We start from the raw sequence: 16,170 nt of genomic DNA on the forward strand, positions 1-16,170 counted from the left end.
CACTGATTCTGCAAACAGGTGCTCCGAAATGGATTCGTCGACCGACAAGCTGTCCGCGCAAGCCTGCGCGTCCCACGAACTGGCCTCGGTCCAGCAGGGCATCTGGCTCGATCAGATCGCACACCCGGACCTGCCCTACTACAACATCGGCATGTCCCTGGAGATCAAGGGCGAAGTCAACATCCCGTTGTTCGAGAAGGCCATTGAAATGGTCGCCAACCGCAATGACACCCTGCGCCTGAGCTTCAGCCACGAGGGTGGCACCGGCCGCCAGCGGGTCCTGCCCGAGGTCAAGGTCAAGCTGGAAGTGGTGGAGTTCTCCGAGGCCGACGACGATGCCGGACTGGCCATGGCCTACCTGCGCGATGCCTTCCGCCAACCCTTCGAATCGCTGACCGGACAACTCTGGGAAGCGCGCCTGGTGCGTTGCGGGCCGCAGCGCCATTACTGGCTCAACCGCTACCACCACCTGGTGACCGACGGTATCGGCGTGGCCTTGATCGGCCATGCCGTGGGCGCCGCCTACAACGGTCTGCTGGCCGGCAACGAAGAGGTTGCCGAAGGCCATTCCTACCTGTCGTTCCTTGAAGAGGACCGGGCTTACCTGCAGTCCTCGCGCTACGAGCGCGACCGCCAGTTCTGGCAGGACACCTACGCGCAATTGCCACCGTCGCTGCTGCAACGCCGGGCCGACTTCAAGGCCGGCAAAGCCAACGAACTGGCCCCCAGCGAGCAGGTCCAGGCCATGCTGCCGCGTGCCCTGTACAACGCCCTGACGCAGTTCGCCAGCGAACGCAGCCTGTCGGTGGCCCATGTGCTGATCAGCGTTGTCAGCACCTATTTCTGCCGCACCGTGGGCGTCGATGAAATCGTCATCGGCATGCCCGTGCACAACCGCACCACCGCTCGCCAGAAAGCCACCGCCGGGATGTTCTCCTCGGTCAGCCCGATTCGCCTGGCGGTGGATCCCCAGGGCTCGTTGCTGGACCTGATGAACGCCGCCGGCGGGCAACTGCGCCGCTGCTACCGCCACCAGCGCTTCCCCATCGCCGAGCTCAACCGCACCCTGCGCCTGGCGCAGAGCGGACGCCGGCAACTGTTCGACGTTTCGCTGTCGTTCGAAAGCCTGGACGGCGACGATCAGTTCGGTGGCACCTCATCGCGGGTGATCACCATGGACAACGGCTACGAGCAGACGCCGATGGCGATCTTTGTCCGCGACTACCACCCGTTCGAAGACGTCCACCTGGACTTCAACTTCAACACCGCCTATTACAGCCTCGAAGAAGCCCAGCGCCTGCAACAGCGCATGTTCGCGATGCTCGAAGCGGTGCTGGAACAGCATGACACGCCGGTGGCGCACTTCCCCCTGATGGGCGAGGACGAACGTCAGCGCCTGTTGCTCGAATTCAATGCCACCGCCCATGAATATCCCCGCGATGTGCTGATCCACCAGTTGATCGAACAGCAGGCCGCCCAGCGTCCGGACGCCTGCGCCGTACGCGGCGATGGCGGGCCGTTGCTCAGCTACGCGCAACTCAACCGCCGGGCCAACCAGCTCGCCCATCGCCTGATCGAGCTGGGCGTGGAGCCGGACAGCCGGGTGGCCGTCAGCCTGCGCCGTGGCCCGGAAATGGTCGTCGCGCTGCTGGGGATTCTCAAGGCCGGCGGCGCCTATGTGCCGATCGATCCGGACCTGCCGAGCGCCCGCCAGGCCTACATGCTGGGCGACAGCACCCCGCGCGCGGTGCTCACCACCCATGAATTGCTCGACGGCCTGGCATCCTTGAACGTACCGGTGCTGGTGCTCGACGATACCAACGACAGCGCGCAACTGGCCGCGCAACCCGCCTACAACCCGGACACCCAGGCCCTCGGCCTGCTGCCGACGCACCTGGCCTACGTGCTCTACACCTCAGGCTCCACCGGCACGCCGAAAGGGGTGATGAACGAACACCTGGGCGTGGTCAACCGCCTGCTCTGGGCCCGCGACGAATATGCCGTCGACGCCAATGACCGGGTACTGCAAAAAACCCCGTTCGGTTTCGACGTGTCGGTCTGGGAGTTCTTCCTGCCGCTGCTCGCCGGTGCCGAACTGGTCATGGCCCGCCCGGGCGGCCACCAGGAGCCGGACTACCTGGCCCAGGTGATGCGCGACAACCGCATCACCTTGCTGCACTTCGTGCCGTCGATGCTCGACCTGTTCCTCGAACACCGCGCGGCCCGTGATTTCCCTACCCTGCGTCGGGTGCTGTGCAGCGGCGAAGCCCTGCCCCGTGGCCTGCAACGGCGCTTCGAACAACAACTGCCGGGGGTCGAGCTGCATAACCTGTATGGCCCGACCGAAGCGGCCATCGACGTTACCGCCTGGCAGTGCCGTCCCACCGATCCGGGCGAAAGCGTGCCGATCGGCCGGCCGATTGCCAATATCCAGATGCATGTGCTGGATGCCCTGGGCCAGGTGCAGCCCCTGGGCGTGGCCGGGGAACTGCATATCGGCGGCATCGGTGTCGCCCGCGGTTACCTGAACCAGCCGGAACTGAGCGCCGAACGTTTTGTCGCCGACCCGTTTTCCAGCGATCCGCAGGCACGCCTGTACAAGACCGGCGACCTCGGTCGCTGGCTGGCCAACGGTGCCCTGGAGTACCTGGGCCGCAATGACTTCCAGGTGAAAATTCGCGGCCTGCGTATCGAGATCGGCGAAGTCGAAGCCGCCCTGGCCCTGTGTGCCGGTGTTCGTGAAGTGGTGGTGATGGCCCGCGAGGACGATCCGAGCCAACCGGACAGCAAACGCCTGGTCGCCTATCTGTGCGGCGAACCGGCACCGGCCGAACAACTGCGGGTCGAATTGCTCAAGCACCTGCCCGAGTACATGGTGCCCAGTGCCTTTGTGCACCTGGACAACCTGCCACTCACCTCCAACGGCAAGCTCGACCGCCGCGCCCTGCCCGCCCCTGGCGTGGAATCCCTGGCCAGCAAGGCCTATGAAGCACCGCAAGGCAATACCGAAGTCGCCATCGCCGAACTCTGGAAAAGCCTGCTCGGCCTGGATCAGGTCGGTCGTCACGACGGCTTCCTCGAACTGGGCGGCCACTCGCTGCTCACCGTGCAACTGCAAGCCCGCCTGCACCAGGACCTTGGCGTCGAGATCGACTTGCGCACCCTGTTCGGCCTGACGTCCCTGCGCAGCCTGGCCGAGTGCGTGGACCAGGCGGTCCGGTCGTCGGTCCAGACCATTGAAGCGGTCTCCCGCGACCAGGATCTGCCATTGTCCCTGGCCCAGCAACGCCTGTGGTTCCTCGACCAGCTGGACCATGCCGCCAGTGTCGCCTATCACATGCCGGCGGCCCTGCGCCTGCGTGGCCAGCTCGACCGCAATGCCTTGCAGCATGCCCTGGACCGCATTGTCGCCCGTCACGAAAGCCTGCGTACCACCTTCGAACGCCACGAAGGTGAAGTCCGCCAGCGCTTCGCCGCCCCTGATATCGGCTTTGCCCTGGGTGAGCACGACCTGCGTCTGCTGCCCGACGCAAGCCGCGAACAGGAGGTCGAGCAACTGACCCGGACCGAGGCCCTCAAGCCTTTCGACCTGAGCCAGGGCCCACTGATTCGCGGGCACCTGCTGCAGCTGGCCGAAGACGAGCATATCCTGCTGGTCACCCAGCACCACATCGTCTCCGATGGCTGGTCGGTGGCCGTACTGATCGGCGAGTTCAACCGCCTGTATGCCGCCTTCAGCCAGGGCCTCGATGACCCATTGCCGCCGCTGGCCCTGCAATACGCCGACTACGCGGTCTGGCAACAACAGCACCTGCAAGGCGAACGCCTGCAAACCCAGACCCGTTTCTGGAGCGAGCACCTCGGCGGCGCACCAGGCCTGCTGGAGCTGCCCACCGATCACCCACGGCCACAGGTGCAAAGTTACCTCGGCGCCACCCTGGCACTGGAACTGCCGACGGGGCTGAGTGCCAGGCTGCGCCTGTTCAGCCAGCAGCAGGGCCTGACCCCGTTCATGACCCTGCTGGCGGCCTGGTCGATCCTGCTGTCACGCCTGAGCAACCAGGCGCAAGTGGTCGTCGGTACCCCGGTGGCCAACCGTCCGCGCCAGGAAACCGAGGCGCTGATCGGCTTCTTCGTCAACACCCTGGCCCTGCGCGTCGACGTCCAGGCCGACAGTCGCGTCGACCAGTTGCTGGCGCAGATCAAGGCCACCACCCTCGACGCCTACAGCCATCAGGACCTGCCGTTCGAGCAGGTGGTCGAAGCCCTGCAACCGGAGCGCAGCCTTGGCCACAGTCCGTTGTTCCAGGCCATGCTGGTGCTCGGCAACACCCCCCGTGACCAGGCCCTGGCCCTGCCCGGCCTGGCACTGACCCCACTGCCCCAGGTCACCGGCACCACCCAGTTCGACCTGAGCCTGTCGCTCAACGACGACGGTGAAAGCATTCACGGCCAGTTCGAATACGCCACCGATCTGTTCGACGAAAGCACCATCGCCCGCTGGAGCCGTCATCTGCTGCACCTGCTTGACGCCCTGCTCGAGGATGCCTCGCAACCGCTGGCAAGCCTGCCATTGCTGGATCACCAACAGCGCCGCGAACTGCTCGGCAATTTCAACCCGGCCCTGGTGCCGTTCCCTGAAGGCCTGCTGTTGCAGGAAGTTTTCGAACAGCAGGTCAAGGCACGTCCCGAGGCGATTGCCGTTCAGGCCGAAGGTATCGCCCTCAGCTATGCCCAACTCAACGCCCGGGCCAACCGTATCGCCCATCGCCTGATCGCCGCCGGCCTGAACCCGGATGAGCGCGTGGCCCTGCTGGTGGAACGCAGCCCGGAAATGATCGTCGGTATCCTCGCCATCCTCAAGGCCGGCGGCGCCTACGTGCCGCTCGACCCGAACTACCCGCAGGACCGCCTGCAACACATGCTCGACGACAGTTCTCCACGGGTACTGTTGAGCCAGGGCAACCTGGCCGAACAGCTGCCGCCGCTGTCGATCCCCCAGCTGCGGCTGGAAGACACCCCGGGCAACGACGCCAACCCGCGGATCAGTGGCCTGACCTCACGGCACCTGGCCTATGTGATGTACACCTCCGGCTCCACCGGCAAGCCGAAAGGGGTCATGCTCGAACACCGTTCGGTGTGCAACCAGATCGGTGCCCTGCAAGAGCGCTACGGCCTCAATCCGCAGGACCGCGTCCTGCAATTCGCCACCATGACCTTCGACATGTCGGTGGAAGAAATCTTCGGCGCGCTGCTGTCCGGTGCCACCCTGGTGCTGCGCAGCGATGCCTGGATCGCCGGCACCGCGGCCTTTGCCGCCCTGTGCGAGCAGTACGCGATCACCGTGGCCAACCTGCCGACGGTGTTCTGGCAACAGGTCAGCCGCGACGCCGATGTGGCGCTGCCGACCTCCCTGCGCCAATTCATGATCGGCGGCGAAGCCGTGGGCAAGCAGGCCGTGGCCCAGTGGTTCGAACGTGAGGGCCATCGCCCGGCACTGTTCAACGCCTATGGTCCGACCGAAGCCACGGTCAACGCCTCGATCCGCCTGATGGAGCGTGACAACGAAGATTTCCGCTCCATCGGCAAGCCGGTGCGCAATACCCAATTGCATGTACTGGATGCCGCCGGCCAGCTGGCGCCGCTGGGTGTGGCCGGGGAACTGCATATCGGTGGCGTGGGCGTGGCCCGTGGCTATCTCAACCGTGCCGAACTGAGTGCCGAGCGCTTTATCGCCGACCCGTTCACCACCGACCCCGACGCCCGCCTGTACAAGACCGGCGACCTTGGTCGCTGGCGCGCCGATGGCACCCTGGAATACCTGGGCCGTAACGACGACCAGGTGAAGATTCGTGGTTTCCGTGTCGAACTGGGTGAAATCGAAGCCGTGCTCGCCGCCTGCGCCGGTGTCCGCGAAGCCGTGGTGGTGGCCCGGGAAAGCAAACCCGGCCAGTCCGACAGCAAACGCCTGATCGCCTACCTGTGCGGTGAACCGGTAGCGGTTGAACAACTGCGTGCCGCCTTGCTCGAAGCCCTGCCGGATTACATGGTGCCGAGTGCCTATGTGCATCTGGAAGCCATGCCCTTGACGCCCAACGGCAAGCTGGACCGTCTGTCCCTGCCCGCGCCGGGACAGGACGCCTTCGCCAGCCGTGCCTACGAGGCACCGCGCGGCGAGATCGAACAGATTGTCGCGGCTGTCTGGCAGGACCTGCTGGGCATCGAGCAGGTCGGCCGTCATGACCGTTTCTTCGAGCTCGGCGGCCACTCGCTATTGGCCGTCAGCCTGATCGACCGCCTGCGCCAGCACGGTCTCAACGCCAGCGTGCGCACCGTGTTCACCGCCCCCAGCGTGCGGGAAATGGCCCAGGCCATCAGCCGCGACGGCCAGGCCCTGTTCCAGGCCCCGGCCAACCGTATCCAGGCCGATTGCACCCAGTTGACCCCGGAGATGTTGCCGCTGGTGGCACTGAGCGCCGCCCAGTTGGAACGGATCGTCGCCGCCGTTCCCGGGGGTGCCGCCAATATCCAGGACATCTACCCCCTGGCGCCACTGCAGCAAGGCATCCTCTTCCATCACTTGCTGGGCCACGAGGGCGACGCCTACCTGGTGCGCTCACTGATCGAGTTTGATGATCGCCAGCGCCTCGATACCTTTATCGAAGCCTTGCAAACAGTGATCGACCGTCATGACATCCTGCGCAGCGCAGTGCACTGGGTCGGCCAGCCCCAAGCGGTGCAAGTGGTCCATCGCCGGGCCCAACTGCCGATCCAGACCCTCACCCTGACACCGGACGAAGACCCGCGCCGCCAGCTGGAGCGCCTGAGCGATCCACGCCACTTGCGCCTGGACCTGCAACAGGCACCGCTGATGCGTACCTGCATCGCCCGCGATCCGCACTCCGAGCGCTGGCTGCTGGCCCTGCTCGACCACCATATGATCAGCGACCACGTGTCCCTCGGGATCGTGCTCGAGGAAATCCGCGCCCTGATGCTGGGTCAGGCAACCGAGCTGCCGGCCCCGCAACCCTATCGCGAGTTTGTCGCGCAGATCCTCGCCACGCCGGCCGAGGTCCACGAAGCCTACTTCAGCCGCCGTCTGGCCACTGTCGATGAGCCGACCGCGCCATTTGGCATACTGGATGTCCAGGGCGACGGTGCCCGGGTAACGGAAACCAGCGTGCGCCTCGATCCGGCCCTGAGCCGCAAGGTCCGCGCCCGTGCGCAAGCCGCCGGGGTTACGTCGGCAGTGTTGTTCCATATTGCCTGGGCCCAGGTGCTCGGACGCTGCACCGACCGCGACGATGTGGTGTTCGGCACCGTGGTCGCCGGGCGTCTGCAGGGCTCGGCCGGGGCTGATCGCGCCCTCGGGGTGTTTATCAATACCCTGCCGGTGCGGGTGCAACTGGCCCAGCTCGGTGTCGCCGCGCTGGTGGACGAGACTTATCGCGACCTCAGTGAAATGCTGGTCCACGAACAGGCCTCCCTGGCCCTGGCCCAACGTTGCAGCGGGGTGGCCGCAGGCCTGCCGCTGTTCACCAGCCTGTTCAACTATCGTCATTCGAGCGATGGCGGCTCCCTGGCCAACCAGGATCAGGTACTGGCCTGGGAGGGCGTGCGCTTCCTGAGCAACGAAGCGCGCACCAACTACCCGATTGAAGTGGCGGTTGCGGATGAGGGTGTCGATTTCTCCCTGACCGCCCAGGCCATCGAAGGCATCGACCCGCACCGTATCGCCGCCTATCTTGGTCAGGCCGTTGCCGAGCTGGTCGAGGCGCTTGAGCAAGACCCGGCGCGTCTGGCCTGCAGCCTGGACGTCGTGCCCGAAGCCGAGCGGCAACTGCTGCTCAACAGCTTCAACAACACCGCTACCGCGTTTGCCCCCGCAGAGCCGATCCATGCCCTGTTCGAAAGCCAGGTCCGCGCTAACCCCGAGGCCGTGGCCCTGGTCTGTGAAGACCGCCAACTGAGCTATCGCCAGCTCAACCGTCGTGCCAACCACCTGGCCCGACAACTGCTCGCCCTCGGCGTACGGCCGGACGAACGCGTGGCCATCTGCGCCGAACGCAGCCTGGACATGATTGTCGGCCTGCTGGGTGTGCTCAAGGCCGGCGGCGCCTATGTACCCATCGACCCGGCGCACCCTGCCGACCGCATGGCCTTCATGCTGCAGGACAGCCAGCCGCGGGCGCTGTTGACTCAGACAGCGCTCACGCTACCGGCTGGCGATACGCCGCTGTTGCTGCTCGATACCGCCGAGTCGCTACGTGCCGCTGACGATGAGGCTTTCGATGCCAACCCAACGGTCGCGGGCCTGACGCCGGAAAACCTGGCCTATGTCATCTACACCTCCGGCTCCACCGGCCAATCCAAGGGCGTGATGGTCGAACACCGTTCGGTGTTCAACTTCTGGAACGTGCTGACCCGCACCACCCACCAGCATTGCCCGACACCAGCTACCGTGGCCCTTAACGCCGGGTTCTTCTTCGACATGTCGATCAAGGGCATCTCGCAGCTGTTCTCCGGCCACAAGCTGGTGATCATCCCACAACTGATCCGCGCCAGCGGCGGCGAGCTGCTGGACTTCCTTGAACAGCACCGGGTGCATGCCTTCGACTCGACCCCGTCGCAGCTCGATACCCTGCTCTCCGCCGGCCTGCTGGAACGCAGCAGCTACCAGCCGATCAGCGTGCTGCTGGGTGGCGAAGCGATCAATGCCAGCACCTGGGAAAAGCTGCGCAACTGCCCGACCATCCACTTCTACAACATGTACGGCCCGACCGAGTGCACGGTCGACGCCACCATCGACCTGATCCGTGATCTCGGTGAAAAACCGAGCATCGGCCGGCCGATTGCCAATGTCCAGGTGCATGTCCTCGATGCCCGTGGCGAACCCGCACCGCTGGGCGTGGCCGGGGAAATCCATATCGGCGGTGCCGGTGTGGCCCGCGGATACCTCAACCGCGACGAACTGAGTGCCGAGCGTTTTATCGTCGACCGGTTCTCTCAAGTCGCAAACGCCCGCCTCTACAAAACCGGCGACCTCGGCCGCTGGCTGGCCGACGGCACCCTGGAGTACCTGGGCCGTAACGACTTCCAGGTGAAGATCCGCGGTTTTCGTATCGAACTGGGTGAAATCGAAAATGTGCTGCTGAACTGTGCCGGCGTCACCGAGGCCGTGGTCATCGCCCGAGAAGACCAGCGCCTGGTGGCCTACCTGTGCGGCAAGCCGGCGTCCGCCGAACAGCTGCGCAGCGAGCTGCTCAAACACCTGCCCGAGTACATGGTGCCGAGCGCCTTCGTCCATCTGGACGCCCTGCCGCTGACCGCCAACGGCAAGCTCGACCGCCGTGCCCTGCCCGCCCCTGGCCTGGAATCCCTGGCCAGCAAGATCTACGAGGCACCGCAAGGCGACACTGAAGTCGCCATCGCCGGGATCTGGAAAAGCCTGCTCGGCCTGGATCAGGTCGGCCGTCACGACGGCTTCCTCGAACTCGGCGGCCACTCGCTGCTCACCGTGCAACTGCAAGCCCGCCTGCACCAGGACCTCAATGCCGAGATCGATCTGCGCAGCCTGTTCGGCCTGAGTTCCCTGCAAGCCCTGGCCGAGTGCGTGGACCAGGCGGCCCAGTCGCGGGTCCAGCCGATTGAAGCGGTATCCCGCAACCAGGACCTGCCACTGTCCCTGGCCCAGCAACGCCTGTGGTTCCTCGACCAGCTGGACCATGCCGCCAGCGTCGCCTACCACATGCCGGCCGCCCTGCGCCTGCGTGGCCAGCTCGACCGCACCGCCTTGCAACGTGCCCTGGACCGCATCGTCGCCCGGCATGAAAGCCTGCGCACGACCTTCGAACGGCAGGACGGCAAAGTCCGTCAGCGCTTCGCCGCTGAAGACATCGGCTTTACCCTGGTCGAGCACGACCTCCGCGCCCTGGCAGGCGAAGCCCGTGAACTGGCGGTCGAACAACTGGGCCAGGCCGAAGTCCACGCAGCCTTCGACCTGAACCAGGGTCCGCTGGTCCGCGGACGCCTGCTGCAACTGGCCGAAGACGAGCATATCCTGCTGGTCACCCAGCACCATATCGTCTCCGATGGCTGGTCCGTGGCGGTGCTGATCGGCGAGTTCAACCGCCTGTATAGCGCCTTCAGCCAGGGTCTCGACGATCCGCTGCCACCGCTGGCCCTGCAATACGCCGACTATGCCAACTGGCAACAACAGCACCTGCAAGGCGAACGCCTGCAGGCCCAGACCCGTTTCTGGAGCGAACACCTGAGCGGTGCGCCCGGCCTGCTGGAACTGCCGAGCGATCATCCACGACCACACGTGCAGAGTTATATCGGTGCGACCTTGCCGCTGGAACTCCCCGTTGCACTGAGTGCCAAGCTGCGCCAGTTCAGCCAGCAACAGGGCCTGACCCCGTTCATGACCCTGCTGGCGGCCTGGTCGATCCTGCTGTCGCGCCTGAGCAACCAGGCGCAAGTCGTGGTCGGTACTCCGGTGGCCAACCGCCCGCGCCAGGAAACCGAAGCGCTGATCGGCTTCTTCGTCAACACCCTGGCCCTGCGGGTCGATGTCCAGGCCCACCACAGCGTCGACCAGTTGCTGGCGCAGATCAAGGCCACCACCCTCGACGCCTACAGCCATCAGGACTTGCCTTTCGAACAGGTGGTCGAAGCCCTGCAACCGGAGCGCAGCCTGGGCCATAGCCCGCTGTTCCAGGCGATGCTGGTGCTCGGCAATACCCCTCACGACCAGGTTCTGGCCCTGCCCGGCCTGGAACTGACCCCACTGCCTCAAGTCACCGGCACCACCCAGTTCGACCTGAGCCTGTCGCTCAACGACGACGGTGAAAGCATCCGTGGCCAGTTCGAATACGCCACCGATCTGTTCGACGAAAGCACCATCGCCCGCTGGAGCCGCCATCTGCTGCACCTGCTCGACGCCCTGCTCGGCGATGCCGGACAACCGCTGGCGAGCCTGCCATGGCTCGACGCAGATCAACGCGAGCAACTGCTGACGACCTTCAATCCAGCGCAAACGCCCCTGGACGAACAGCCGCAGCGTCTGCCCCCGCGTGTCTTCGAGGCCCAGGCGGCACTCACCCCGCACGCGGTGGCACTGGTCTGCGCCGGACAAACCCTCGATTACGCCGAGCTCAATGCCCGGGCCAACCGTATCGCCCACCGCCTGATCGCTCTCGGCGTGCGCCCTGACGACACCGTCGGCCTTTGCGTCCGCCGCAGTCCGGAGATGGTCATCGGCCTGCTCGGTATCCTCAAGGCCGGTGCTGCCTACGTGCCACTGGACCCGCAATACCCGGCGCAACGCCTGGCCCATATGCTCGCCGACAGCGCGCCACGGGCCCTGGTGTTCCAGCAAGGGCTGGACGAACTGCCGCTGCCCGCGGGCCTGGCGACCCTTGAACTGAACGACCCGACGCTGCTCGACGTAGCGGATCACAACCCGCAGGTGCCGGCGCTGAACTTCAGCCATCTGGCCTATGTGATCTACACCTCGGGCTCCACCGGCCTGCCCAAGGGCGTGATGGTCGAACATCGCGGCCTGCGCAACCTGCTCGACTGGTACATCGAGGACCTGGCGCTGCATGCCGGGGACGCAGTGCTGCTGGCCTCCTCCTACAACTTCGACCTGACCCAGAAGAATATCCTTGCGCCGCTGATGGTCGGCGCGGCGCTGCACCTGGCCGAGGAACCGTTCAACCCCGCGGCCATCGTCGCGCAGATCGCCGAGGCCGGCGTCACCCACATCAACCTGTCACCGAGTGCCTTCCACGCCCTGGTGGACGCTGACCCACAACAGGCCCTGGCCTGCCTGAAACGCGTGGTCCTGGGGGGCGAGCCGATTCAGATCGCCATGCTGGAAAAACTCGCCCTGCCACGCCCGGCGGTGATCAACAGCTACGGCCCCACCGAGTGCAGCGACGTGGTCGCCTGGCACACGGCGGACATGGACCTGGCGACCTACCAGGAGCGTTCGATCCCGATTGGCCGGCCGATCCGCAATATGCAACTGCATGTGCTGGACAACCACGGTCAATTGCTGCCCGTGGGGGTCCGCGGCGAGATCCATATCGGCGGCGTCGGCGTTGCCCGCGGCTACCTCAACTTGCCGCAACTGAGTGCCGAGCGTTTTATCAGCGACCCGTTCTCCGCACTGGCCAACGCCCGCCTTTACAAGACCGGCGACGTCGGCCGCTGGCTGCCCGACGGCACCCTGGAATACCTCGGGCGCAATGACGACCAGGTGAAGATCCGTGGCCTGCGGGTCGAACTGGGGGAAATCGAGGCGGCCCTCGCCGCCCTGCCTGGTGTTCGCGAGGCGGCAGTCATTGCCCGCGAGCAGCAGGCCGGACAAGCCGACAGCAAGCGCCTGATCGCCTACCTCTGTGGCGAACCGGCCAGCGCCGAGCAATTGCGCGCCGAATTGCTGACCCGCCTGCCCAGCCATATGGTGCCGAGCGCCTTTGTGGTGCTGGATGTCCTGCCCTTGACCGCCAACGGCAAGCTCGACCGTCGGGCCCTGCCGGAGCCGGGCCAGGACGCCTACGCCAGCCGTACCTACGAGGCCCCTCAGGGCTCCGTGGAACAAGTTATCGCCACGATCTGGGAGCAATTGCTCGGTCTGGAACGTGTCGGTCGCCATGACGGTTTCTTCGAGCTCGGCGGCCACTCGCTGATGGCCGTCAGCCTGATCGAACGCCTGCGCGAACAAGGCCTGAACGCCGATGTGCGGCGGGTCTTCAGTGCCCCGAGCCTGCGCGAGCTGGCCCTGGCCGTGGGCCAGGCCAGTGAAGCGCTGTTCCAGGCACCGGCCAACCGGATTCCGGTCGATTGCACCCAACTGACCCCGGACATGCTGCCGCTGGTGACCCTGAACACCACGCAATTGGAGCGGATCGTTGCCGCCGTACCCGGCGGGGCCGCCAATATCCAGGATATCTACCCGCTGGCACCGCTGCAGGAAGGCATTCTCTTCCATCATCTGCTCGGCCATGAAGGTGACGCCTATCTGGTGCGTTCGATGCTCGAGTTCGACGACCGCCAGCACCTCGACGCCTTTATCAACGCCTTGCAGAAGGTGATCGACCGCCATGACATCCTGCGCACGGCCGTGCACTGGGATGGCCTGCCCCAGGCGGTGCAAGTGGTGCAACGCCTGGCGCGCCTGCCGGTGCACAGTGTCACCCTGGACAGCGGCAAGGACCCGCTGGAGCAGTTGCGCAACCTCAACGATCCACGGCAACTGCGCCTGGACCTGCGTCAGGCGCCGCTGATGCGTGCCTGTATCGCCCGCGATCCGCACTCCGAGCGCTGGTTGCTGGCATTGCTCAACCACCATATGGCCAGCGACCATGTGACCCTGGAAATCGTCCTGGAAGAAATCCACGCGATCCTCCACGGCCAGGGCGACAGCCTGCCGGTGCCACAACCCTATCGCGACTTTATCGCCCAGACCCAGGCCACCCCGGCTGAAGTCCATGAAGCCTACTTCCGCCGCCGCCTGGCCGATGTCGATACACCGACCGCGCCGTTCGACCTGCTGGAAGTCCAGGGCGACGGCAACCACATCGAAGAAGCCGAGGTGCACCTGAGCAGCGAGCTCAGCCGGCGTATCCGGGCCCAGGCCCGCGAACGCGGAATGACCCCGGCGGTGCTGTTCCATGTGGCCTGGGCCCAGGTCCTGGCCCGCTGCACCGGCCGCGACGACGTGGTCTTCGGCACCGTGGTCGCCGGTCGCCTGCAAGGTTCGGCGGGTGCCGAACGGGCCCTCGGAGTCTTTATCAATACCCTGCCGGTGCGGGTGCAACTGGCCGCGCAAGGGGCCCATGAGCTGGTCCTGGCGACTCACCGCGACCTCGGCGAGCTGCTTGCCCACGAACAGGCATCCCTGGCCCTGGCCCAACGTTGCAGTGGCGTGGCCAAGGCCCTGCCGCTGTTCACCAGCCTGCTCAACTACCGCCACCAGAGCGACGACAGCCAGTTGCAATGGCCGGGCATGCGCATGCTCGACAGCGCCGAGCGGACCAACTATCCGCTGACCCTGTCGGTCAACGACTACGGCGACGACCTCGGCCTGTTGGTGCAAAGCGTGCGGCCGGTGGACCCGCAACGCCTCTGCGCCCTGATGCAGCGTGCCCTGGAGCAACTGACCCAGGCGCTGATGTACACGCCGAAAATCCCCCTCACGCAACTCGATGTGCTGCCGCCCGCGGAGCGCACCCTGTTGCTCGAAACCTTCAACCAGAATCGCCTGGACTACCCGACGGACGCCTGCATCCAGCAACTGTTCGAAGAGCAGGTGTGCTGGACGCCGGAAGCCATCGCCCTGGTCGATGCCCAGGGCAGCCTCGACTATGCCGGACTCAATGCCCGCGCCAACCACCTGGCCCAACAGCTGATCGCGGCCGGCACCCAGCCAGGTGACCTGATCGCCATCTGTGTCGAACGCGGCGCGGCGATGATCGTCAGCATCCTCGCCATTCTCAAGGCCGGTGCCGCCTATGTGCCGCTGGACCCGACCTACCCGGCCGAACGCCTCGTCGCGATTGTCGAGGATGCCCAACCGCGCTTGCTGCTGGCCGATCCGCTCGGACGCGCGGCGGTGGGCGAACTGACTGGCACGACCCGCTACCTGGCGCTCGAACAGGCCGATACGCTGACGCCGGCAGCCGACCTGGAAAATCCACAGTTCGCCGCCGGCGCCCTGACCTCGGCGCACCTGGCCTATGTGATCTACACCTCCGGTTCCACCGGCAAGCCCAAGGGCGTGATGATCGAGCACCGCAACCTGGTGGCCTCGACCCTGGCCCGCTGCGCGGTCTACGCACCGAACGAAGACCGGCGCTTCCTGCTGCTCTCCTCGATTGCCTTCGACAGCTCGGTGGCGGGGATTTTCGGCACCCTGGTCAGCGGCGGCACCTTGTGCATCCCGGATGCCGAGACCGCTCGCGATCCCGAAGCCGTTGCCCGCTTCATCGAGGCCAAGGCGATTACCACCCTGCTCTGCGTACCGTCCCTGGGCCGCCTGGTGCTGGGCAGCCTGGCCAGCGGCAAGGGTCACGCCAGCCTGCGCGAGATGATTGTCGCCGGCGAAGCCTGCCCGCCGCTGCTGGTGCAGGAATGCGCCAGCTTCGAACCGGCCATCACCCTGTACAACGAATACGGTCCCACCGAAGGCACGGTCTGGGCCACGGTGCACCGCTGCTCCGGTGATGAACAGGGCACGGTGCCGATCGGCCAGGCCATTCCCAATACCCGCCTGTACCTGCTCGATCCGCAAGGCCAGCCGGTGCCCCTGGGGGTTTCGGGTGAGCTGTATATCGGTGGCGAAGGGATTGCCCGTGGCTACCTGAACCGGCCGCAATTGAACGCCGAGCACTTCCTCGCCGACCCGTTCGGCCTCAGCGACAACGCACGGATGTACCGCACCGGCGACCTGGTGCGGATGCGTCCCGACGGGGTGCTCGAGTTCCTCGGCCGTAACGACCAGCAGGTGAAGATCCGCGGCTTCCGTATCGAACCCGGTGAAATCGAAGCGCTGATGCTGACCCTGCCGGGGGTCCGCGAAGCGGCGGTGATCGCTCGCGAGGATGTTCCGGGCAGCACGCGTCTGGTGGCCTACCTGAGCGTCGAGCCGCACCTGGCCGGACGCAACGCCAGCCATACATTGCGGCCTTACCTCAGCTCGCAACTGCCGGACTACATGGTGCCGTCGGCCTTCGTGCTGGTCGAGCAACTGCCGCTGAGCCCCAACGGCAAGCTCGACCGTCGCGCCCTGCCGGCCCCGGCCGCCGAGGACTTCGCCCACCGCGAGTACGAAGCGCCCAACGATGAGACCGAAACCCTGCTGGCAGCGATCTGGGCCGACCTGCTGGGCCTGGAACGCATCGGCCGGCATGACGACTTCTTCGAACTCGGCGGCCATTCGCTGCTGGCGGTACAGGTCACCCTCCGGACCCGCGAGACCTTCGGTGTCGAAGTGCCCCTGAGGGGCCTGTTCGAACACCCGTCGCTGCAGGCCCTGGCCGACCTGGTCACCACCCTGCAACTGGCGCAGTACGAGTCGGACGAACTGCTGGACCTGCAACAAGAAATGGCTTCGCTGTCTGAAAGCGAACTGCTCGCTATCGTCTCCAAGGATGCTTGATA

At 65.8% G+C, this 16,170-nt stretch carries 1 protein-coding gene; it reads left to right on the forward strand.

Annotated features, from left to right (window positions below):
- Positions 1 to 28 precede the first annotated feature (28 nt).
- Entirely contained in the window at positions 29 to 16,168 is a 16,140-nt protein-coding gene (locus M5C71_RS03205; protein WP_248767174.1) for a non-ribosomal peptide synthase/polyketide synthase, read from the forward strand.
- Positions 16,169 to 16,170: the final 2 nt, after the last annotated feature.

Origin of the sequence: Pseudomonas sp. MWU12-2345 (assembly GCF_023242385.1) — a bacterium.
In the GTDB taxonomy this organism is placed as follows: Bacteria; Pseudomonadota; Gammaproteobacteria; order Pseudomonadales; family Pseudomonadaceae; genus Aquipseudomonas; species Aquipseudomonas gingeri_D.

Bases quoted from the DNA above. Each gene is read 5' to 3' on its own strand.
- M5C71_RS03205 (WP_248767174.1), top strand. From the start codon at position 29: ATGGATTCGTCGACCGACAAGCTGTCCGCGCAAGCCTGCGCGTCCCAC.